This window comes from Streptomyces sp. NPDC014623 (genome assembly GCF_043088245.1).
Taxonomy (GTDB): Bacteria; Actinomycetota; Actinomycetes; order Streptomycetales; family Streptomycetaceae; genus Streptomyces.
The window spans coordinates 31,983-54,639 of the sequence record NZ_JBIBZU010000026.1; the positions used below are offsets into that span (position 1 = coordinate 31,983).

Below are 22,657 nucleotides of genomic sequence, written 5' to 3' on the forward strand. Positions count from 1 at the left end.
ACTTATCTTGGCGGGATCGAGGAGGGCGACGCACTTCACGTGGCGGGTCCTCGGAAAGATGTCGGCCTGAGCACGTGATGGAAAAGCCCAGGTCAGAGACCATTTCTCAGCTCGCCGTCCTGCGTGTGGCGGCCTGGAGCGTCAAACGAGCGTCATGGCCGACAGCCGGTGAACAGGCCGCCGAAGTCATGTCACCCATCGGGTCCACCCCCACCGGCTCCGGAGGCCAGCTCACCTGTCATGCCCCGCACCATCTTTCCGACCAACATCATGGGCCAGGCCCGCCGGCCGACAACACCCCACACCCGGGCGGAGGAACTCGTCGGTCTCGGACGCCAACGACTTCGCGCTGCACCGGGAGAACCCCATCACCGCCCCTGCTGATGTCTCCGCCGAACCCGGAACGGTTCACTCTCAACTGCCCCTGCCCAGCCGTACGGTCACGATCCTCACGTGAGATCGGACAACAGCAGCTCCAGCTCCCTCTCCTCCTCGACACGAACACCGAGTTCGGCGACGGCCGTAGCGAGTGCGGGCTCCCAGGGGGTCTCCGTCGGGGTGCTGACGAGCGGTGACAACGGAGGTTGGGCACAGCGGAGCACGGCGGCGCGGTAATCCGCGGCCGTGTAGCGCCAGGGCAGCCAGGGGACGCGGCGGCGAAGGACGCCGGCGATCCGGAGCCCTCCCCAGTCGAAGTCCCCGTGGTAGTACAGGGTCGCTCCGTGGTCGTGCAACCCCCGGAGCAGTGTGAGGGCGGCGGCGGAAGGCTGGCCTTGGAGGCAGACCAGGGGCGGGCAGGCAGGGCCGAGCATGTCGGCCGCCGCCGCGAGGACGGTCGGGTTCTCGCAGATCCGCACCACGGGATCGGCGACGGCCGGAGGGCTGCGGGTGAGCTGGCGAAGGGTGAGCACACAAGGTTCGCCGTCTTCGGCCAGGCGGTCCAGGGCCGGCGTGCCGCGCAGGTTCAGGGTCAGGACGGTCGAGGACAGCTCGTCCCGCAACAGCCCCACCGAGGCCCAGGCCTCACGTCGCCATTCGGCGCCCTGACCATCGTGGAAACCGGTCAGCGCACGGGCCCCGGACAGAGTGAGGGTGGCCAGCGGTGTGCCGTCGTCAAGGGCGTGAGCCCAGCCGAGGACCCGGGCAGCGAAGGCGGGTAGCGAGACGACCGGGACGGCGGGGAGTGCGTACAGGGCGGTACACACACCGGTGAGCAGGCCGAACGTGACGTCTGGTGTGCGCCCCAGACGCCGCGCCAGGCCGTCGGCGCGTATCCGGGCCGCCCACTCCGCAAGCGCGGGGACCGTAGCGACGAGCTCGTCGAGCGGCGTGTGCGCCCTCCCCCAGGCTTCCTCCTCCTCTTGGCGGGCTTGGACGAGCGATGTGACAGGCCCGGTGAGCGCCGCGACCGCGGCGGCGAGGCCGTTCGGGCTAGCGCCCGAACGGCGCAGTACAGCGTCGACCGCTTCCAGCCGTACGGTCAGAGACCTGCCGCCACCGGGGGCCCGGGCGAGAAGTCGTTCGGCCGCTGCTCGCTGGGCCGGAGTGGGATCGGCCAGGGACACGAAACCAGTCATGGGCTGCCCGGCCACCAGTCGTCGGCGTGCTCGTTCGACGAGCCAGGAGAGGTCCGGCGTGCCGAGCAGCCTGGCCAGCCGCGGGCTGTCGACTGCTTCGGTGCCGGGCTCAGGCCCGTGGGTCAGCCCCACAGCGACTCGGGCTCCTCAACGCCGGGCGCGTCCTGGAGGGCGTCACGTACGGGGTCCTCGCGGCGCTGCCGTCGCGTGCCGTCCCATTCCCACCGGGTGACGAGGACCGCCGCCACCTCGTCGATCCGGGACAGTTGAGCGATGGCGATGCCGGGCACCTGCGGATAGCAGGCCCACTCCCGTTCGCTGGTCATGACCACATCGAGGTCAAAGGCGCTCAGGAGGCCGAGGCACTTGGCTCGGGAGTCGTCGTCCACGCCGGCGAACGCCTCGTCCAGGGTGACCAGGCGGGGCGCGTGCGGGCTGCCCGCGCTGGCGTAGTGGGAGGAGGCGGCGGCGAACAGCGGTACGGACACGGCGAGGACGCGTTCACCGCCGGAGGCGGGGCCGGTGGCGGGTACCCAGCGCCCGTGTTGGTGGCGTTCGACGCCGAATTCGTGCCAGGAGCGGTAGTCGAGCGCGGCAGTGAGGTGCTCGAGCCAGCTGCCCGGGCCGTCGTCGGACTGCTGGCGGGCGATCTGGGCCTGGAGGAACTCGCCCACCGCCGCGCGATCCTCCGACGTCCAGGCGTCCGCGGACTGGCGCAGCCTCTCGCGAGCTTGGGCCAGTCCGGACGGGGCCTTGCGCGAGGCCCGCCACACCAGCCGGAGTCTCATCCCGGTGGAGGTGGGGCGATCCTCCAGTTCGGTGTTCATGTCCCGCACCTGTCGTTCGGCGGCACCGATGAGTTCCTGGAGGGTGCCGGCGACCTCGGTGATCAGGTGGGTTTCGAGGATCTCGCGTTCGTGCGCGGACAGGATGCGGGTGAGCTCGCCAACCTCCGTGGCGAGTGCTTCGGCGAGTTCGGGCACGGCGCGCTCACGGCCCTGGTAGACGATGTCGACGACCATGCCGTCCTCGACCATGCGGGCGGACGCGCTGTGTCCGTGCCGGGACAGGGTGTCCTGAAGGGCCTTGAGTTCCTCGCTGAGTCGGCGCTGGACGCGTTCCCAGGCCGCGTCCGTGTCGTCGACGGACGACAGGCCGGAGTCGATGGCCCGGGCGAACGCGATGGCCGGGGTCGCGGCCCAGTGGCCGTCGTCCGAGGCGGGGACGGTGACCTCGGGCAGCGCGACCGCGACCAGGCCGGTGGCCGTGAAGCGCTGGAGCGCGGCAATGGCCTCCGCACGTGCGTCAACGACTTCGGCGAGGTCCTTCTCCAGCTGCTCGATCCGCCCCTCGGCCCGGCTCGCCTCCCGGTCCGCCTGAGCGTGACGCTGCCCGGCGTTCTTCCGGTCGGTCTCACAGATCCGCTGTGCCTCGATGGTCTCGGCGAGGCGCCGTTGGAGTTCGGCGACGGCGGCGCCGACGGTGGAACGCAGAGTCCGGTGCCGCTCATCGGCCGCCGCCGCCTCGCGCGTCGCCTCTTCCGCCCGCTGGGCGAGGTCGACGACCCGCTGCTCCGCCTCGGCCGCCTCGGCACGCTCGACGTCCACCTGCCGTGCGGCCTCCCCTTGTTCGCGCAGCGCGGGCCACAGAGCCGCCAGCGCGGTGGCGAGGGAGCCGAGGGCGTGACGCACGGCGGTGAGTTCGGCCCGTTCGGCGGGCAGCCCCAGATCAGCGGCAGCCTCGGTGAGCTCGGCGGCAGCCCGCTCGGCAAGTTCAGCCGCCCCGACGACCTCGGTGGCACGCCCTTCGTACCGGGCACGGGCCTTGCGCACGGTCTCGGCGGCGGCGCTGACGAGCGCGTGTGCCCTGGTGAGCGGCGACTCGTCGGGGACGTCTGCGAGCTCGGCGTCGAGCGTGCGCCGGCGTGCCGCGATCGCCGCGGACCGAGCTGCGAGATTCTCCGACTCCTCGCGCAGAGAGGCGAGTTCAATGCCGAGCGCCGCGACCCGGGCCCGGCGCGCTGCTTCACGTGCGCCCTCGCCGATGTACGTGGCGGCGGGCTTGGCCCACGTACCGGTGAGCGCACCGACCCGAAAGCGCCCGTCGGGTGCAGCCCATGTCGTGGCTCCTCCCCCGCCGTCGAGGCCGATGGCGGCCAGCAGTCGGGTCACCGTCGTCTCGTCCAGGACAGCGGCCCGCCCATCGCCGTAGTCCACGGCGGGGCCCAGAACGTCTGCCAGTGAGGGGCCGCTCACCGGTCCGTTCGACGGGGAGAGAAGGACATCGTGTCCGTCCACGGCGAGGGCGGAGCCGTCGGGCAGCACCCAGGCGTCGAGGAGGCCGGAGGCTTCGAGCGCCGCTTCGAGCCCGGCACGGCCGGCTTCGGGCAGTTCGTCACGGAAGTCGACCAGGCGCCAGAGCGGCGCGCCCGGCAGCGTTTCGCGCAGGCCGGGGGTGCGCGTCGCCGGGGGCCGGGGTTCGCGTCCGGCGCCGGCTTCCAGTGCGGTGAGCTCGCGACGGGCCTCGGCGGTGCGCTCTGCCAGCTCCGTGGTCGCGCGGGCGGCTTCGGCCGCCTGGTCGGCGAGGTCCACCGAGCGGGCAGTGTGCGCCCGGGTGGCGGAGACCCTCGCCGGGTAGGGGCCGTCGAGGTGACGGGTCCACTCCTGGAGTTCGTCCAGGAGGCCCGTCGCGTCGGCGTACGACAGCTCCTTCCAGGCGCGGGCGCGTTCGCGTACGTCGTCCAGGAGGGCCCGGCCCGCCCGCGCCGCGTTCTCCTCCGCCTCGCCGTGCGTCTCGGCAGCCAGCGCGAGGTCGGTCTCCGCCTCGTCGAGACGGCCCGACGCCCGGCGGTGCTCGGCGGCGGCCTGCTCGGACACTTCGAGGCGGCCCTCGATGTGGCCGAGCGCCCGCCGGGCGCGGTCCGTGGCTTCCCCGACGGCCCGCCGCGATTCGGGCTCGGGCAGCAGGTCGTCCGCCGGCAGGGTGACGTGCGCGGCGGCTGCCTGCTCCCGCACGTGGGCACAGGTCTCTTCAGCGCGGCCCCGCGCCGCACGCAGCCGGTTGTCGGCGGTGCCGAGCCGCCCGAGGGCCTTGGTGTATAGGGCGTCCGCCTGCTGCTGGTCCTCCCACGCCCGGTTCGCCGCCTGCCCGGTTCGCGTCACGGCCTGGGCGGCGTGCTCCAGCTCTCGGGCGTCGCGCATCTCGGGCGCCTCGCGCAGCGCTGCCTCCTGGGCCCGCAGACGTTCACCGGTCTCGGCCAGGGAGCTGATCTCCTCTTCGGCCGCCGCTCGCTTCTCCTCTGCCCGGGTTCGGCGCTCCTGGTCCTCGGCCAGATCTCGCTGCACGCGCTCGTAGCGGGAGTGCTCGGTGCGAGGGAGCCGGGCGCGGCGCCGGGTGGCGATCCGGGCGTACCGCCGGTAGTGCTCCAGGAAGGCGGAGGCGGCTCGCTCGGCGGCGGACGCGGCGGCCAGCTCGTCCTTCTCCTCGTCCAGGGAGCGGAACGCCTCGGCCACGTCGGCGACGACGGCCTGGTCCACGGGCGGCAGCGCCTCGGTGAGGGCGCGGGAGAGAGCGGCTTCGTTGGGCCGCTTGGAAAGCTGGGGCTGGCGCAGCTGGATGAGCAGGTCGACCAGGGCCGCGTAGCGCTGCTCTCCGAGGCCGAAGAGCGCTTCGTCGACGGCCCTGCGGTACGCCTTGGCCTGGTCGTACACCATGCCGTGCCCGGCGACGGTCTCGGCAAGACGGTCCCTGGACAGGGCCGTGCCGGTGGCGTCGAGGAGCCGGAAGCTCTCCTCCGTTCGTTCGGTGGAGCCGTGGTCGACGCGCTGGCGGGTGACGGCGTACCAGTGTCGGGCGATGCCCCGCCCGCTGACGGCCTTGAGCCCGCACAGCAGCGTGCGGAAGTGCTGCTCGCCGGTCGCGTCGTCGAGCCTGCCGAATTCGATCCAGGTGTAGCCGAGTCGTTCGGTGTGCGGGTGCTCGCCACCGAGGAGCAGGTTCCACTCCATCCGCTTGCCAGGGTCGCCGTCGGGTTCGACACGACGCGGACTGAGGTCGCCGTCGAGCAGGAACGGCAGGGTCAGGGCGAGCACCTTGGACTTACCGGTGCCGTTGTTGCCGCGCAGCAGCAGGCGCCCGTCCCGGAAGCGGAACTCCTCCACGTCGTAGTGGAACAGGTCGACGAGCCCGATGCGCAGGGGTTGCCAGCGGGAACGCCGCGGGGTGGGGAGGCGGGTCACGAGGTGGCCTTTCGCTGCGGAGGCACGGGGGCGGAACCGGGTTCGCGGATGACGGTCTCGCCGACCGAATACCGGGCGAGGGCGGGTCGCACCACGACCGCGTAGGGAGTACGGGAGACCAGGCCGAGCGCGGCCAGCCGGGCGACGGCCTGTTCGACGAGCTCGGTCTCCATACCTGGCTCCCGGGCCGACTTCGACCAGAATCCGCCGTGCTGGGAGGCGAGTTCACGGACTCGGAGGGCAAGCTCGTCGAGATCGACGGGGCCGTCGGCGGCGGCCAGGTGCTCGGCGAGCAGCAGGGTGACATGGCCGTAGGTGCCCTGTTCGGGCATGCGGAGGTCAGTGAGGTCGTCTTCGGGGTCGACCATGGCGATCCCCTCTGCCCGCACCTCGGCGACCAGTCCGGTCAGCTCGGTGATCCGGGCGGTGAGGAAGCCGCGCTGCCGGGTGAGGTAGCCGAGTTCGGCGTCGCTCAGGTCGTCGTAGTAGAGCACCGGATCGTCGAGGAGCCTGCGGGTGAGCGAGCGGCGCATCGCGCGGAAGCGCAGCTCGTCGCTGTCCATGGCCGTTTCGGCCACGAGGTCGGCGAGCCGGTCGTCGAAGGCTTCGGCGTGGACGGTGGAGGGCCCGCGGCGGGACGCCAGAAGCCCGGCGAGGACCCGGCGTTCGACGTCGTACAGGACGTCGCCCGCCCCGCTGACGTATGCCTCTTCCTCGCCCGCGACCCGCCTCAGCACGCCGAGGCCGAGCAGCAGTCGTACGACGGCGGCGAGATCGAGGCGCTCGTCTCGGCGTTCCAGGGCGCACTCGATCCCCGTCGCGGCGAGTCGGGGATCGGCGGCGTCGAGGACGATCTGGTCGGCGAGGCGCCCAAGGGCGATCTGGGCCTCGCCGCGTTCGAGGGCGGCGAGTGCGAGGCAGAGCAGGACGTAGCGGCGTCGGGTGAAGGGGGCAGCACCGTGGGTCGTGTCCCGTGCGGGGTGGGTGGGGTCGGTCAGGACACCGGGACTCTTGCGCAGCCGCGCGGCTTCCGTGTCCGCCTGGAGCGCCCAGCCGGTGTTGCGGTCGAACCACTCCCGTAGCTCCGACGCGTGCCGGCGGGCGAGGCGGAACTCGTCTGCGTACCGGCCGCGCGCGAGCAGAAGTGGCTGCTTGAGCAGGGCGCGGGCGGCCTTGCGCAGCTCGGCGGCGTGCTGGCCGTCCAGGACTTCGGCGAGTGGTGTGGTCATCGTCGAGGTTCTCCGTCCGTCGGAGGGTCTCCGCCCACCAGGCCGTCTCCGTCCGTCAGGTCGAGGATTTCGATGAGGTGGTCCGGGCCGCTGAAGACTCCGCCGGGGGTACGGACCTCGGCGGTCGTACCGTCGGCGAGTGCGGTGAGTCTGATCTCCATGGAGCCGTCGTTGCTGGTGGCGGTGGTGTGCCGCATACCGGGCCGCCAGGTGGCCAGGGCGTCCCCGAGCAACTGGAGGAACAGCCCGAAGGAGTCCGGGTCGAGTTCGCCGAGGCCGGACAGGCGCGTGACGCCTTCGGTGACGAGCCGGGCGCGGGCGGCGGCCGTCTCGGCGGCCTGCTTGGCAGCGGTCTCGGCGAGCGAGCGCCGCAGCTCCTCCCGGTCCTCGACCTTGCGGGGCTTGCCGCGCCGCTCGTAGCTGCCGGTGCGGCGCAGCTGCGGGCTGATACGCAACGGCTCGGCCTCGGCCCACGGAGTGGCGGCCGGGACGGGCCTCGCCGCCCGGACGGCGAGGGTGTCGGCGTCGACGGTGAGGTGCCGGGCCGGATAGAGGCCGAAAGCGGCCCGCCACAGCCGGTGCCGGGCGTCGTCGTCGGGCGCCTCGGCAAACCAGCGCGCCAGCGTACGGAAGTCGGCCGACCGGTCGGAGCGGCCGGCCCGGCGCTCGTTCAGCGCTCGTACGACGGCGAGGAGCTGGGGAATCGCGCCGAGTGCCCGGCCGCGCAGGAGCCTGGCCTGCGATTCGCGCCCGTCCCTGCTGATGAACCACGCGCCGAGCCCCGACCAGCGGGCGGCCCACCGCTCGTACATCTCCCGCTCCGCGTTCGCGGCATCCTTCGGCGAGGCGTCGACGGCTTCCCGTCCGGCGGCTGCGCGAAGCAGGGGCTCCACCCTCCCGTCCTCTTCCAGCTCCAGGATCAGCCGCGCGATCCGTCCGCCCAGCGTGATCAGGTCCTGGATGAACCGCTCCAGGTACTGGATGAGCCGGTCCTTGTACGCGAGGAAGACCGCCTCTTCGACATCGTGCAGGTCGATGGTCTGCTGGAGCGATCCCATGAAAGCCCGGGCGTTGTCGGCGAGCGCGGCGAACCGGCTGGCCAGCGCGTCGAGCGCCAGATGCGCTTTGGCCGGATCCGGCTGCTCCTCGGCAGCCAGGACGAGAAGGGCGCGAAGCTGGGTGACGATGTCGTGCAGGGCCACGGCCTGGAGGGCACCGCGCCGCCCGAGCGCCTCGTCATAGGCGGACAGCGCCTCCTCGGCGGCCTCCCCCTCCCTCGTGAGCTGGTAGATGAACCGTTTCCGGTAGAAGTCCTCGACCGCGGTCACCCGGGCGGTATCGGGATCCGCCCGCAGATTGCCCCAGCCGACGAGCCTGTCGAGTGCGCCGGCGACGGCGTCCGGCTCGGCGGGACGGACATCCGCCGGCAGCGCGGTGTGCACGTCCTCGGGCCGCAGGTGGACCGCGAACCGCTCCTTGGCCGTCAGGAACGCCCGCATCACGTGGCGGTAGAGCGGGGTGTTCGGCACCGTGAGATGAGCGAAGGGGCCGAAGCCCGACGGCTCGGGAAGGGGGCCGGCGGAAGCACTGGGGGCGGTGACATTCATCGCCGCCATTGTCCCTGAGGCGCGGCAACCTCGGAAAGAGACCGAAATATCAGGCCGATTCACCGGCCGATTCACCCCGTTCTGACCGGTTCAGGATGTCAGGACGAAGCCGGAGAAGGGGCGTCTCCCGACCGCCCGCGGGCTGTATCCGTTCGGGGCAAGGGTGACCTGCCCCGAACGGGACCTGCTGTCGGATACCGCCGATACCCTTGGCTGCAGGCGCGCGACCATCCGACCGTACGCGCGCGGCCATCGCACAGCCTTCGGCAGACCGTCGAGGTGAGGACGGGTCGGTGCCTTTGACCCAGCTCCCAAGGTGATCCCGGGTCCGCGCACTCACACAGCCGAAGGGATCCTGCGGACCGGACCATCGGCAGGGGTCAAGCGTCTTCCGGTGCGGGCGTCCCACTGCACCGCTGGTGTGCTCTGGAGAAGTGCAGCAGATCCTGGCGGAGATGTCCGCCTGCTCGTGTCGTCGTGTGCATCGGCTGTTCTGGGTGCGCTCCCTGGCCACGCGGTCAGCCGCCGTGCGACTGTTTGGGGAACCGGCAGTCGGCCCAAGGGGATGCACGGTGGTCTCTCCCCGGCATGGCCTGCTTCGCCTGCGCGAGTCACTACACCCGGCGGGCGGTCTTGAACTCGCCAGGAGGGTCGCCGAGCGGCTGTTGCAGGTAGTGGTCGAGGCCGAGGTCACCGTGCGGATCGGTACGGCGTGGAACGATCGCGCTTCCACTCGGACCGACTACCGCAACGGGACTCTGCCCGCAACGTCGACGACCTGGTCAAGGCGCTCGGCTCGGACACCGGCATACCGAAGAGCGAGGTCTCCCGGATCTGCGGCGATCTCGACGTACGGCTCGAGATGAAGGCCGTGCACCAGAGGTCGAGGCAGGCGAGCGTGGTTTTCGGTCTGGGCCCCCAGCCGGAGAGTTCCGGGCGGTCAAGACTTCCTGTTCGAGCGTCATATGAGCGTCAAGAGTCTCCGATCGAGACCTTGAAGGCGTCGCCGACGCAAGCGCCTGCCTGATGAACTCGCAGGTCAGGAGGGCACGAGGGGCGATCCGTCCCCTCGACCCGCCGCACGGAGGGAAACAGGTCGAGCAACCCACCCGGACCACAAAACCGCAGGTCAGACGCCCTTTGCCGCAGGCTCCAAAATCGCCACGCACTCAACGTGCGAAGTCATCGAAAAGATGTCGGATAGGCCGGATTCCGAAGAACGGCAGGTCAGAGCTACCTTCTCGGCTCACCAGCCTGCTTGCTGACGTCGAGAGCGTCAGACGAGCGTCACAAAGGACCGTTTCACCCTCTGCCACGACGTACTCGCATGTGGCCCCTCGTGGGGAGCGATCAGCGGCGCTCCACGCGGCGAACGTCGGCCTGTTCAGTGTGGGGCCCTCTTGTCGAGCAGTGGAACGCGGTGACCGCTGGGCACCGTGTGTGGATGACCGGGGAGAGCGCGGTGAACTTGGAAGCAGCTCGGTATACCGGCTGAGTCGCGGTGCCCGTTTTGGATACTTGACGCGGGCATTCCCTGGATCAGGTCGCCCGACGCTCTCCCCGGCACATCCGACTCCGTGGCCGAAAAGGATTCCGTCCTCGCCGCCCTCGCGGAGACTGGCGGACGATGATTAACACGGGCAACGAGGAGAGGAGGGCGTGCCGATGGAGGCGTTCACGTACGAGCCCGCCGCCGATCGGCTCTTCGGAGTGGTCCACATCGCGCTCGACCATGAGGGCGGGACGGTGACGGTGAGCGGTGACGGGCTGCCGCGCACCGAGATCCGGCGGAGCGCCGGTACCCCGCCGGAAAGCCATGTGCCGATCGGTACGCGCGAACAGGGGCGGCTTACCCTGAGCGTGGACGGCGCGGACGAGGCCCTGCGCCCTGCGAAGGGCTTCCTGACCCGGCGTTCCTACCGGGTGGAGGTCGAATCCTCGGCGCGGGCACACGGGTATCTGCTGGTGCCGGACTCTCTGGGCACCAGCCGTCTGCTGCGCGACGGCCGTCTGCTTGGCGTCTTCACGTCGACCGGGGACGGGTCGGTCAGCGCCGAGTGGGAGGAGCCGAACAGCGGCGAGCACGCGGAGCCCCACGACGCCGCCGTGGGGTACGCGCTCGCCGCCGCCTTCGGGACGGGGGCCGACCCGATGTGGAAGCTGGCGCTGAACGCCTTGCTGGAGATGTGGCCGTGAGCAGGTCTGCCCTCATTTCTCAGCCTGCGGCAGCGGGTGTGAGCAGGTCGAGCGGGCGACGAAAGCGATGCCGTCGTAGTCCTTCGCCGGTACGAGCGGCGCGGTGTGGAAGCGGTAGGAGAACCGCGGCACGTTGGCGCCGAAGCTGCGCTGTGCCTGTGGCGCGTGCAGCCAGGGGGCGGTGCAGCGCAGGTCGATGTAGTAGTCGCCCTTCAGGGCGTCGGCGAGCCGTGCCTCGATGGACCGGGTTCCGGTGCCGATGCGGTGCCGTACAGGAGGGGCCTGCAGGTGGTCGCCCCTGCGGGCGAGGAAGGAGCCCTTGCCGAAGAGCAGGGCCAGGGCGTAGTAGCGGTCACCGTAACGCTCACGGAGCCTGCTGCCGAGCGCGGTGACCCGGTCCCCGTACGTGCCCTTCGCGAGGTGACCGTTGTGCGCCCAGACCATGACCCGGGCCGCCGGATCGGCGTCCACGAGGCGGACGACGGCATCGGCCATGGCGCGGTCGCGCACGGCGAAGGCGCTCTCCTCCCCGCCGGACTGGTCGAGCGAGCGGGTCACGAGATCTGCGGCGCGGACAAGGATCCGCGCGTGCTCCACGAGCTCGTCGTCGGCGTCGGCGTGGTCGGCGAGGTGGCGGGTGACGTCCTCGGCGCGCTGCCGGAGCTCCTGTTCGGGGTCGGGGCGCGAGCCGGGGCGGGCGTGGATCAGGACCTCCAGGGCGCGGGCGTCCTCCTCGCGTCCGGGCGCGTGCGCGCGCAGGAAGGACGTCACGGCCTCGACCGAGTCGGCGCCGCGCTGCGGGTCGATGCCGACGAAGCGGACCCGGCGCTCCTCGGCCAGGTCCCGGTTGTGCGCGTGGAGCCACTCGACGAGGTCGACCATCTCCCGCGTGCGCCAGGTCCAGAAGCCGAGCCGGGCAACGAGCCGCGTCGGGTCTCCGACGCCGTGCCGGACGTAGGCGTCCAGAGCGCGGGCGGCGGACTCGCTGGCCTCCATGGCGAGGGTGGTAAATCCTTCCTCGCGGACCAGGAACTCCATGATCCGGTGCTTGAGCCGGAAGAACTCGGCTGTGCCGTGGGTGGATTCGCCGAGGCCGACGATCCGGGCGCCGCGCAGCGTCTCCCCCAGCGGCTTCAGGTCGTCGGTGGGCGCACCTGGGGTCAGCGTGTCCAGGGGGCGGGCGTGCTCGGTCAGCCAGCGGGCGATCTCGTCGGGCACCGGGGTGCCCCTCCTCCCTGCGTGCGGCGTGGCGTGGCCCCTGCGGCCCGCCCGTGTCGCCGCACGCGATCGTGTATCAGCTCTCGGCCTCACGGCACGCCGTCAGGATCTCCCTGAGGTCTCGTACGGCGTCCTCTCGGCCATGGTCGGAATACACGCCCGCGACGTTGACGACAACTTCGTCCACGCCCGCGCGTCCGTATTCGGCCAGTCCGGCGGCGATCTCGCGGGGGGTGCCGTGCAGGAAGACGCCGGCGTCGACGAGGGCGCGGGCGCCGAGGTTCGGGCGGCTGTGGTGCACGCGCAGCCCGGCGCGGCGGAGCATGTCGGTGTAGTGGGGTCCGGCGAGGTGGGCGCGTGCGGCCGTGTAGGCGAGACGGTACGGGTTGCGGTGCGGGCGATCGACGGCGGCGTGCACAACGGTGACGACCCGCGGCACGGGGCGGCCCGCCTCGGCGGCGCCCTTGGCCATGGCGGGCAGCAGGGTGTCCTGGACGTAGCCGTGCGGGGTCATCCAGCTGATCGCGGCGTCCGCGACCTGCCCGGCGGCGCGTGCGAGCGCGGGACGCAGCACGCCGAGTCCGGTCTTGACGCCGGGGTGCGCCAGTGAGGGGAGCCGGATGGCGCCGTCGTCGTCCTCGGGGCCGAGCAGCCGCCGCACCTCCCGGAGGTAGGCGAGGCAGGCGTCGCGCGGGCTGTCGTACGGCTTGCCGTGCAGTCCCGCGACGAAGTCCGGGGTCGCGGGGCCGAGCCCGAGAACGGTGGGGTGCCCGGTGAGCAGCGCGAGGGAGCGGGACTGGATCGCGGCCTCCATGGGGTGCCGCAGCGGCATCAGGACGACGCTGGTGCCGACCGGGACGCGGTATCCCCGCCCGGCCAGATAGGCGAAGACCTGCTGGGTGTCCGCGCTCAGCGACTGGCCCTGCCAGAGGCGGACGGCCCCGCTGTCGCGGACGAGTGCGGCGAACGGGACGAGGGACTCGGGGTCCGTCGGCATGAGGGGGTACAGGACGGATACGCGCATCGTTCGGCCTCAGGAGGACGCGGCTTCGGTCAGGTAGCCCGAAGCCTGGATTCGGAAGAGACGGGCGTAGACGCCGTCGGCTCGCAGCAGGTCCTGGTGGACGCCGTCCTCGATGACCCTCCCGTTCTCCAGGACGACGATCCGGTCGGCCATCCGGACCGTGGAGAAGCGGTGGGCGATGACGAGGGAGGTGGCGCCGCGGGCGACGTCCCGGAGCCGGGAGAAGATCTCGGCTTCGGCCTCGGCGTCGATCGCCGCGGTCGGCTCGTCGAGGACGACGACGGGGGCGCGCCTCATGAAGGCGCGGCTGAGGGCGATCTTCTGCCACTGTCCGCCGGAGAGCTGGTGCCCGTCCTCGAAGTGGCGGCCGAGGACGGTGTCGTGGCCCTGCGGGAGCTCGTCCACGATCGCCGAAGCGCCGCCCGCGCGGGCCGCCTCCGCGATGCGTGCGGTGTCCTCGCGGGCCTCGACGCGGCCGAAGCCGATGTTGTCGCGGACGGGCAGCTCGTAGCGGATGAAGTCCTGGAAGATGACGCCCATGTGGCGTTGCAGATCGTCGAGGTCGTACTCCTCGATGGGCACGTCGTCGACGAGGATCTGCCCGCTCGTCGGTTCGTAGAGGCGGGTGAGGAGCTTGACGAGGGTGGTCTTGCCGGCGCCGTTCTGCCCGACGAGGGCGACGCACTCACCGGCCGGCAGGGTGAAGCTGACGCCGTCGAGGACGACACGGCCGGTGCCGGGGTAGACGAAGCGCACGTCCCGGAACTCGATGCCCTTGCGGAGCGTGTCCGGGAAGGGCCGGGTGCCGCCCTTGAGCCGGCGTTCGGGCAGGGCGAAGAAGGCGAAGAGGTTGCCGAGGAAGAGGCTGTCCTTGTAGAGGGCGGCGATACCGAGCAGCATGCCGTGCGCGGAGACCTGGATCGAGCCGACCGCCTGGAGGTAGCCGGCGAGCTGGCCGACCTGGCCCGCTTCGGTAGTGGTGTGGATGGCCCAGAGCACGGCGCCTGACGAGGCGGCGACGCTGACCAGACCGAGGACACCGCCGAGTACGGACTGCTGGCGGGCAAGGCGCCGGTCCACGTCGAAGAAGGTCCGCACGAGCCGGGTGTACCGCTCCAGGAGGTGCGGCCCGAGCTGGAAGAGGCGCACCTCCTTGTAGGTGTGGTCGGTGGTCGTGAGGTGCTGGTAGTAGTACAGGCGACGGCGGTCGGGGGCCCGTTCGTACTCGATCTCGTACGCCTTGTGGCTGAAGAACATGTACGAGATCACGGACGGGACGGGCGAGACCAGGATCACCAGGGCGATCCAGGGGCTCCAGGTGAAGAGCACGATGCTGACCGTCGCCAGCGTGACCAGCTCCCGGGCGACCTCCAGGAGCTGGGTGAAGACCTGGTAGACGCGGCCGCCGCTGCTCTCCTGGAAGGCGCGCTGCATCGTGTCGTAGATCTCGGCGTCCTCGTACTGCTCCAGGTCGAGCCGGGTTCCCTTGCGCATCACCCACTCGCCCACGCGGGCGGTGAGCTCCAGGCGCAGCAGGGTGTCGAGGTACTGGAGAAAGGTGCCGAGGACGTGATTGACCAGGCCCACGCCCAGCAGCGCACCGCCCGCGAGAAGAGCCGTGCGTCCGGCGTCCGGGTCGCCGGTGACGGCGTCGGCCACGCCCTGCACGGCGGCGGCGACGAGCCCGATCTGGGCGGCCGGGATCAGGGCGAGCAGGACGGAGACGACCGTGAAGGCCGTCACCCGCAGCGGACTGAGCCGCCAGAACAGTCCGCTGACGCGCAGCCAGATCATCCGCGCACCTCCCCCGCCGCCGCCGTGTGCGCCGTGCTCGTCGTCGGGACGCCGGCGGCGGCCTCGCGGCCGCGGAGCGCGCGTCGGACGTGGGCCCACAGAGCGTGGCTGCGGGCCTCCCGGTCGAGGTCGATGGGCAGCAGCCGGTTGATCTGCATGTGGGCCAGGCTGGCGAGGACCTGCTCCTCGGAGCCGACGAGGACGTCCTGCCGGGCGGCCGCTCGCACCGCCTCCACGGTCTCCGCCACCGCGGGCGCCTGTGCCCCGAAGGTCTCCTGGAGCAGAGACCGGTGGGCCCGGCCCTCCGGGTGCGGGTCGCGGTCCCAGGGGCTGAGGAGTTCGCAGAGGTAGTCGCGGTGGGCACGGAACAGGGCGCGGCTGTCGCGGACATGGGCCTCGTCCGGGCCGGTGCCGTGGTCCGCGTACGGGGAGAGGTCGACGCCCCACTGGACGTGGAGGGTGTCGAGAGCGGCGACGGCGAGGAACTCGGGCCTGATGTCGAGCCGCCGGGACAGCAGCAGGGCGGTCGCCTCGCTGTTGGCGCGGAAGAGCCGTTCGGCCGCGTCGAAGACGTCGGGGCCGCCGTAACGGGCGATCTCCGGTGCGTATGCGGCGAGTTCGATGTCGCGGGCGAGCCCGAGGTCGACGAGGCTCCGGCCCCACGCGGTGACCTGGGTGAGGGTACGGACCGGGTCGGTGCCGCGCACCCGCAGCCGCAGGTGCGGGAAGGGGTCGGCGTACCGGATGTAGAACCAGCGGTCCAGGAGCTCCTGGGCGGCCAGTTCTCCGACCAGGTCCAGGAGCGGGCCGGCGATGATCTCGTCCTGCCGTTCGGGCGCCGCGTAGACCTTGAGGAAGGTCCAGGGGCCGCCGGGAGCATGGCGCTCCACCGGTACCTCCCGGCGGTGGCGCGGCACGGGCGCTCGCGTGGCGCGCACGGCGTCGCGGGCGACGACGGGCACGACGACCTCGGCGGCGTAGCGCTCGCCCGCCTCGTCCTGGAGCCACATGCCGTCGAAGGACGGCAGCATCTCGTGCAGCACGACGTTCGTCCGCTTGGCCGACTCCGCCCTGAGCTCCTCGCGGCAGGCGGGGTGGTCGAGGTCGAGGAGCAGCCGCTGGTCGGCCTCGACGAGGTAGACGTGCCGGGGCACCCGCCACCGGACCCGCCAGCCGTCGAGGTCGTCGAGGTCGTCGACGGCGCCGGCGGCGAGCCGCCACTGGGCGGGCCGCAGGACGACCTTGCCGCGGCTGACACGCGGCAGGAACGGAGCCGCCTCCGCCGGTCCCCAGTGGAAGCCGGTCGGCAGGATGTGGCCGTCCAGGGACGCCTCGATCAGGAAACGGGCGACGTTCGGGGCGAGGGTCGGGCTGAGCATGTGGTGCTGGGCCACGACGATCTCCCGGTCGAGCCGGCGCGACCACAGGTGGAAGCGGTCCCCGGAGACGCCGACCAGGATGTCGTCCAGCGGCACGACCCGGTCCGGGCCCACCGACGGGGCCGTGTTGACGGGGATCTCGTAGGGCCGGACGGCCGGGCGGAGCGTCACGTTGGCGGCGCGGCCGTACGGCGGCAGGAAGGCGAGCTCGGCGTAGGCGACGTCGGGGAAGAGGGCCTCCTCGCGCCGCGCGTATCCCCGGAGCCGTTCCACGGCGTCCTCGCCGAGCAGGTGGCCGAAGCGGCCGAAGGTGCGTCCTCCGTAGGTGAGGCTGTCGTGACGCAGGACCGCCCGCCACTCCCCCCGGTCCAGGGCCTGCCGGTCGGCGGAGTGGATCTGGAGGTACGCCTCCATCGCGGGCGGCGGGTCGGGCATGGGGCCGGGCGGGGCGAGCCGGTCGAGCCAGGCGTCGGTCAGCTCGACCTCGTCGGCCCGGTCCCACCACGCCTGCTGGGCGAACTCGACGAGCGCGCCGTCCAGACGGGCGGTGTCGTCGGGCGGCGCGGTGGGCAGCTCGATGGAGCGCGGCGGATTGGTGTACGTCGGCGGCGCGTCCAGGCCGGTGTCGGGGCTGAGCAGGCTGAGGACCGGAACGCGGGTCCCGGCGCCGTACCGCTCGGTGAACTCCTCGCGGTAGCGCGTCAGATGGTCGCGCCTGCCCTGGGCGGCGCTGAGCCGCATCAGGACGCCGACGGCGTCGGCCGCGGCCTGTCCGACCGAGGCGTCGAGGACCGGCTCGCGCAGGTCGAGGAGGGTGTCGGCCTGATAGCTCCGCCCGCTGTGACCGGGCACGAGTTCGTCCTGCGCCGCCGCGAGCGCGCGCAGCGAGGCGGTGTCGTGAACCCGGTCGGCGAGGTCGGCGACGGCACGGAGCCGTTCGGCGGTGGTCGCGGCGGCGGGGACGTCGGTCAGCTTCTTCAGGACGTGGTGCTCGGGGCGCCCCGCGGTCTGCGGCGGCCGCAGGTCGCCGATGAGGAAGCCGAGGTCCCAGAGCTGCCGGACCAGGCCCTCGACGGTCTCGGCGGGCACGTCGGGGAAGGCGGCGGCGAGTTCGGCGGTGAGCCGCTCGTACGGGACCGGCACGGCGGCCGTCCGCATGACGAGGTCGACGGCGGGGGTGGCCCGGACGCGGACGGTCCGCTCGTCGTGGCGGCCGTACTTGTCGGCCTGCGGCAGGACGACGCGGTCGCCCGCGCGGGCGGCCGTCGGGTTGAGGACGAGGTGGAGCCGGCGCAGAAGGTCCGCGTCCTCCTCCAGCTTCTCGATGAGCGCCAGCAGCCAGCCCATGTCGGCCCGGACGTGCAGCCGGTGGTCCTCGGGCCGGCCGAGCCGGGCGGTGGTGGCGGCGCCGAACTCGCCCATCGCGACGCCGGAGAAGGCTCCGAAGGGGGTGGGCCGGGTCGCCATGCGGGTCAGGTAGCGCAACAGCCCGGAGCGGAGGCGGCGGACGCGCTTCTCGGGCAGCTCGTCGAGGCGGTCAAGGCTGCCGGCCAGGTCCTCGCTGGCGACGAGCAGGGCGCGGGCGACGTCAGGGCGGCGGGCCCGTTCGACGAGGGCACCCGGGGTGCGGGCCGGGTCCTCGGTGAGGTCGAGGAAGGTGCGGGCGGGCAAGACCGGGGCTCGCAGCAGGAAGAAGCCAGCGGGCTCGTAGGACGGCATGGGCATCACCGGGCGAGGAAGACGCGGAACCAGAGGGGCCGCTGCTCGCCGAGGGCGGCGAGCAGGGTGAGGGCCACGCCGGTGGCGCCGGTGAGGAGCCCCGGGTCGTCGACGGGCACGTCGGGGTCCTCCAGGTCGGCGAAGCCGAGCGGACGTGCCGCGTCGTGGTCGTCGAGCAGTTCCCCGACGAGGGTCGGCAGCCGGTCGCGGGCAGCGGTGCTGTGCGGCGCGAACTCCAGGGTGAGCATGACGAGTCCGGCGAGCCCGTGGCAGAGCGTGGGCGAGAGCGGCCGCAGGTGTCCGGCACGGGCGAGCGCGCCATCGAAGGCGGCGACGGCGGCGGTGCGGAGTTCCTCGTCGGCGGTTGCCTCGGCGACGGTCAGCAGGGCGCCCGCGACGCCGACCGTGCCGTAGCACCAGGCGATCCGGTCGTGTCCGCGGCCGGTGGCGGCCTCGTGGCCGTGCTCGTCGACGGGGACGCCGTCGCCCCAAACGGGGCCGTGCTCGTCGGTGCCGGCCCGGTCCCGGATCCACCGGGTGAGGTGGGCGACGGCCTCGCGCTGGCCGGGCCTGCGGTGGCCCGCCTCCCAGGCGGCGGCGAGGGCTGCGGCCACGCCCGGAGCGCCGTGCGAGAGGCCGAGGTTGAGATATCCGTGCGGGTACCTGACGTGGTAGTCGCCGACGGGCGGGTAGTGCGCCGGGGTGATGAGCCAGCGGTGCGGGGTGCCGTCGGTCTCGGCGGGTCCGGCGAGCCAGACGAGGTGGTCCACAAGCACGGCGACGGTCTCGGCGACCCGGGGCGAGGGATCGGGGACGGCGCCGAGGTGGGCGAGGGTGCCGGCGGCTCCGGTGACCAGGTCGTAGTCGAGGTCGCTGACGGAGCGCTCGATCCGGTGCGGGGGCGCGGCGAGGATCTGCTCGGCGAGCTGCTCGTTGAGCCGGTCGAGGCTGGGCCCGAAGCGGGGCTCGTCCCGGGCGATGTCGGTGAGGGCGAGAGCGAGACCGCTGGTGCCGGCAAACAGGCCGTGGTGCTCCAGGGGTTCGATCTGGGTGGACAGGACCGCCTCGCGTATGTGGGTGTACGCGGTCTCCGGTTCACCGAGCCCGGCGCGGGCGGCGTACAGGTGGAGGAGGGCCGAACCGGCCAGGCCGTGGGTGAGACTGGGCGGGTACCAGGCGCCGGAGGTGTCGCTCTGTTCGGCTGCGCGGAGCGCGAGGTCGTCGAGCTGGGCGGGGGTCGCGGTCGCGGCCACGACCTGGCTGACGGCCGTCTGCGCGCGGCGCACGAGTGCGGGGTCTGCCGTGCCGGCCCAGGTGTCGGTACCGTGGTGGGCGAGGTGCATGTCAGTCCAGTCCTGTCTGTTCGGCGTGCTGCTCGCGCTGCGTCGACGGGTGCTGCCGTGTCTCCACCACGGCAGCACCCGTCAGACGTTCAGCCCGTGCCTACTTGGGGGCCACGCAGAGGATCGTGCACATCGAGGTGCAGGCACACGTCTTGGTGACGCTGCAGCCAACCCGGGTGCAGACGGTGCGGGTGGCGATCGTCGAGATCGACGGCGGGGGCGCCTGCTCACCGGCGGGGCCGGCGGCGGGGGCGGAGATACGGGCGTCCAGGTCGAATGCGTCCGACATGGCTCTTCCTTTCGGAGTTCCTTTCCCGGCGGCCGAATCCGCCGGGGACGCCGGTGATTTCCCGGCGCTGGAGAAATCCTGTCGAATCGCGTTCGTCTCTTCCATTGGCCGTGGCGACAATATTCACACCGGCCGGGGAATTCCTTCCGTGGCGAATGCGTAGGAAGCCAGGCACACGGCGAGGCGGGACGAGAGTTCCAGTTTCTCCATGACGGCGGCGACATGTGCGCGCACGGTTCTCTCGGTGACGTGCAGGCGCTGCGCCATCGACTCGTTCGAGAGCCCCTCGGCGAGCAGCAGAAAGGTCTCCTGCTCCCGCGGGGTGAGCCGGCCGACGCGTCCCAGCGCCGTTTTCCAGTGCGGCCCGCCCGGCGCGCGGGCGGGTGCGGCGTGCGGTGTCTCGGTCTCGCTCACGGTGCTGCGACGCTCCTGTCTGCGGCGGCCCTGTCCAGCGGCCGCGTGAGGTGGTCGGTGGTCAGCCTGCGGTAGAACGGGTCCTCAGTGAGCAGCTGTTCGTGGGTGCCGACGGCGCTGACGCGGCCGTCGTCCAGGACGACGATCCGGTCGGCCGCGCGCACGGTCGACATGCGGTGCGCAACAACGAGCAGCGCACGTTCCCGGGAGATGCCGCGGAGCATGTCGGTGAGGTCGCCTTCGTTGATCGGGTCGAGTTGTGAGGTGGGTTCGTCGAGCAGGACGAGTTCGGGCCTGGGAAGCAGCGCGCGGGCGATGGCGACGCGCTGGCGTTCGCCGCCGGAAAGGTTGAAGCCGCGGTCTCCGACTGCGGTTTCCAGGCCGTCCGGAAGGCGTTCGACGAGTTCGGCCAGATTCACCATCCGCAGCGTTTCGAGAATTTCCTCCTCGTCGGCTTCCGGGCTCGCGTAGGTGAGATTGTCGCGCAGTGTTCCGTAGAGCAGGGGCGCATGCTGCTCGACCAGGCCGATACGGGCGCGATGGGCGCGGGGGGCGACTCCGCGGAGCTCCTCGCCGTCGAAGAGGAGCTGTCCGTGGTCGGGCTCGTAAAACTTCTCGACGAGCGAGACAAGCGTGGTCTTCCCCGCGCCGGACCGTCCGACGAGAGCGATGACCCCGGTCCGGGGCACGGAGAAGGAGACGTCGCGCAGCACGGGCCGGTCCCCGTAGGAGAACGCGACGCCGCGCACGTCGAGCAGGGGCGAGGAGACCGGGCCGGAGGGGACGGCGGCCGGGGCCGGCGCGCTCGGGTCGGCCCCCTCGGAGCCTTCGACGGGCAGCCGGAGGACGTCCTCGATGCGGCGGAGCGACCCGAGGCCGCGCTGGATGAGGCTGAGCGCGTTGAAGAGGCCCGCGAGCGGCATGACGAGGTAGGTGGCGAAGAGCAGGAACGCGACCAGTTCGCTGACGGACATGGAGCCGCCGGAGACCCGGACGGCTCCGATCAGCAGCACGAGCAGGAAGGACCCGTTGACCGCGATCTCCATGGCGGGCCCGACGACGGAACCGAGCCGAGCCGAGCGCACGCCCGCGGTGTAGGCCGTGTCCACGTCCGTACCGATGCGCTCTGCCTCCCGGGGCTCGGCGCGGGCGGCCCGTACGGTCCGGATGCCGCCGAGGGCGCGTTCGAGGTCGGCGGTCATCGCGCCGACACCGGCCAGGGCCTGTTCCGTACTGGTACGGATGCCTGCCATCACCCCGGCAACGAGGACGGCGGCGACCAGCAGCGTGGCGGCGACGACGAGGAACATCACCGGGTCGATCCAGAGCATCAGTCCGGCCGCGCCGACGCCGGTCACGGAGACGGTGACCAGTTGCACGAAGCTGCCCGCCACCATGTCGCGGAGCACGGTGGTGTCGGTGCCGACGCGCGACAGCAGGTCGCCGACCCGTCGGCCGTCGAGCTCGCGTACCCGGACGAAGAGCAGCCGCTCGACAAGCCGTCGGCGCAGGCGCCGCACGACGCTCTCGCCCGTCACGTCCAGCAGGTACTGGCCGCACGCCTCCAGCGCCGCCTGGGCGAGGAAAAGGGCGGCGAGCGCGACGACGAGCAGCGAGAAGGTCCGGTCGGCGGTGACCCGGTCGATCAGACGCATCGTCAGAAGGGGCTGGAGCAGGCCGAGCACGGTGCCGACGAAGGTCAGTGCGAGCGCGGCGCCGACGGTCCTGCCGCTGCCGCGCAGCAGCCGCAGCAGATCACCGGTGCCGGGGCGGGGGCCCTCGGGCGGCTCGGCGTCCTCTCCTCCTTCATCGCCCCGGGTGGTCCCGGCAACCCCGGCGGTCGGCTCGGTCACAGGCTCGGCCCGGGGAGCGGTGGTGGGCCCGGGCGAGTCCCCGGTCGCGAGCGGGTCGGTCGTGGGCCTGCTGACGGGTGGTTCCGTCATGGGCGGCTCCTCTCCTCGGTCCGGGAGCCCACGCTGATCAGCACCCGGAAGTAGCTCTCGGGCAGTTCCTCGCCCACCAGCAGACCCTCCGCCTCCACCCAGGCGTGGGCGCCGAAGGGCGGCGCGGCGCGGACGCCGACGCACCAGGTGGGCCACTCCCCCCGGGCCCGGCACAGCAGCGCCGTGGCCACCGACCGGGGCAGGCAGCCCTCACGCCCCGCACACACCGCGCTGACCGTGGTGACCGCCTGGCGCGCCCGGTACGTACGGTTGTGTCCGGCCGGGCGCGCGCCACGCGCCAACAGGCGAAGGAACCGTCCGAGCCGGGCGGGGGACAGCAGGAGCAGGGGGCGGGCCGCCGCCACGGCGAGGCGGGCGGCGGCGCGCTGTGCGAACGTGGTCCCGGTATGGGTCTCCGGCACGGGGTGGAAGCTCATGGCCGTACCAGGCGGGCGTCGCACAGCGCGGTCAGGAGCGCGGTGACGTCGGCCGTCGCACGGTCGCCGTCCACGTCGAACGCGGCGCAGAGCATGGCGGCGATCTCCCCGGCCGGTCTGCCGACGAGCAGGCCCGTCAGGACCAGACTGCCGGTCGGATTGAGCTCCCAGTACTCGCCGGTGCCGCCGTCGAGCAGGACCTTGCCGTAGTCCGTGTCGACCAAGGACACGTCCTCGCGCAGTTGCATCG

General features: G+C 72.2%; 15 protein-coding genes. 1 reads left to right on the forward strand and 14 read right to left on the reverse strand.

All coding sequences use genetic code 11. From position 1 onward, the window contains the following. Positions 1-449: 449 nt before the first annotated feature. Genes ACF1FZ_RS30950 through ACF1FZ_RS30965 form a run of 4 tightly spaced genes read right to left on the reverse strand, consistent with a single transcriptional unit; the run spans position 450 to position 8,651 of the window. Positions 450-1,709 (reverse strand): TIGR02679 family protein, encoded by a 1,260-nt coding sequence (locus ACF1FZ_RS30950; RefSeq protein ID WP_391776695.1) that lies wholly within the window; start codon positions 1,707-1,709, stop codon positions 450-452. After that, complete coding sequence (locus ACF1FZ_RS30955) at positions 1,700-5,815, reverse strand: TIGR02680 family protein (RefSeq protein ID WP_391776696.1); 4,116 nt, start codon at positions 5,813-5,815, stop codon at positions 1,700-1,702. Before ACF1FZ_RS30955 ends, ACF1FZ_RS30950 begins: the two co-directional genes overlap by 10 nt. Further along, the gene (locus tag ACF1FZ_RS30960) at positions 5,812-7,044 is read right to left on the reverse strand and encodes a TIGR02678 family protein (RefSeq protein ID WP_391776697.1); all 1,233 of its coding nucleotides are present in this window, start codon (positions 7,042-7,044) and stop codon (positions 5,812-5,814) included. The genes ACF1FZ_RS30955 and ACF1FZ_RS30960 overlap by 4 nt, the downstream gene beginning before the upstream one ends. Next, positions 7,041-8,651, reverse strand: a complete 1,611-nt coding sequence (locus tag ACF1FZ_RS30965) for a TIGR02677 family protein (protein ID WP_391776698.1) — start codon at positions 8,649-8,651, stop codon at positions 7,041-7,043. Before ACF1FZ_RS30965 ends, ACF1FZ_RS30960 begins: the two co-directional genes overlap by 4 nt. Positions 8,652-10,316: 1,665 nt before the next feature. On the opposite strand from ACF1FZ_RS30965, the gene ACF1FZ_RS30970 reads away from it, so the two are divergent. Continuing rightward, positions 10,317-10,847, forward strand: a complete 531-nt coding sequence (locus tag ACF1FZ_RS30970; protein ID WP_391776699.1) for a hypothetical protein — start codon at positions 10,317-10,319, stop codon at positions 10,845-10,847. 12 nt (positions 10,848-10,859) lie between these two features. Here ACF1FZ_RS30970 and ACF1FZ_RS30975 read toward each other — a convergent pair whose 3' ends face one another. The 10 genes from ACF1FZ_RS30975 to ACF1FZ_RS31020 all read right to left on the reverse strand — a co-directional run bounded on the left by ACF1FZ_RS30975 (position 10,860) and on the right by ACF1FZ_RS31020 (position 22,655). Continuing rightward, positions 10,860-12,065 (reverse strand): erythromycin esterase family protein, encoded by a 1,206-nt coding sequence (locus ACF1FZ_RS30975; protein WP_391776700.1) that lies wholly within the window; start codon positions 12,063-12,065, stop codon positions 10,860-10,862. 76 nt (positions 12,066-12,141) lie between these two features. Further along, positions 12,142-13,089 (reverse strand): LLM class flavin-dependent oxidoreductase, encoded by a 948-nt coding sequence (locus ACF1FZ_RS30980; protein ID WP_391776701.1) that lies wholly within the window; start codon positions 13,087-13,089, stop codon positions 12,142-12,144. A gap of 9 nt (positions 13,090-13,098) precedes the next feature. Then, positions 13,099-14,883, reverse strand: a complete 1,785-nt coding sequence (locus ACF1FZ_RS30985; protein WP_391776702.1) for an ABC transporter ATP-binding protein — start codon at positions 14,881-14,883, stop codon at positions 13,099-13,101. Further along, the gene (locus ACF1FZ_RS30990) at positions 14,880-17,981 is read right to left on the reverse strand and encodes a lantibiotic dehydratase (protein ID WP_391776703.1); all 3,102 of its coding nucleotides are present in this window, start codon (positions 17,979-17,981) and stop codon (positions 14,880-14,882) included. The genes ACF1FZ_RS30985 and ACF1FZ_RS30990 overlap by 4 nt, the downstream gene beginning before the upstream one ends. A gap of 5 nt (positions 17,982-17,986) precedes the next feature. Then, a complete protein-coding gene (locus ACF1FZ_RS30995; RefSeq protein ID WP_391776704.1) occupies positions 17,987-19,324 on the reverse strand; it encodes a lanthionine synthetase C family protein in 1,338 nt (445 codons plus the stop codon). Positions 19,325-19,424: 100 nt separating this feature from the next. Then, positions 19,425-19,613 (reverse strand): FDLD family class I lanthipeptide, encoded by a 189-nt coding sequence (locus ACF1FZ_RS31000; protein ID WP_230071712.1) that lies wholly within the window; start codon positions 19,611-19,613, stop codon positions 19,425-19,427. A gap of 123 nt (positions 19,614-19,736) precedes the next feature. Continuing rightward, positions 19,737-20,027: a helix-turn-helix transcriptional regulator gene (locus tag ACF1FZ_RS31005; protein ID WP_364940739.1), complete on the reverse strand. Its 291-nt coding sequence runs from the start codon at positions 20,025-20,027 to the stop codon at positions 19,737-19,739. Continuing rightward, complete coding sequence (locus ACF1FZ_RS31010; RefSeq protein WP_391776705.1) at positions 20,024-21,970, reverse strand: ABC transporter ATP-binding protein; 1,947 nt, start codon at positions 21,968-21,970, stop codon at positions 20,024-20,026. The genes ACF1FZ_RS31005 and ACF1FZ_RS31010 overlap by 4 nt, the downstream gene beginning before the upstream one ends. Next, entirely contained in the window at positions 21,967-22,407 is a 441-nt protein-coding gene (locus ACF1FZ_RS31015) for a lasso peptide biosynthesis B2 protein (protein WP_391776706.1), read from the reverse strand. The genes ACF1FZ_RS31010 and ACF1FZ_RS31015 overlap by 4 nt, the downstream gene beginning before the upstream one ends. Next, a complete protein-coding gene (locus ACF1FZ_RS31020; RefSeq protein ID WP_391776707.1) occupies positions 22,404-22,655 on the reverse strand; it encodes a lasso peptide biosynthesis PqqD family chaperone in 252 nt (83 codons plus the stop codon). The genes ACF1FZ_RS31015 and ACF1FZ_RS31020 overlap by 4 nt, the downstream gene beginning before the upstream one ends. Positions 22,656-22,657 lie beyond the last annotated feature (2 nt).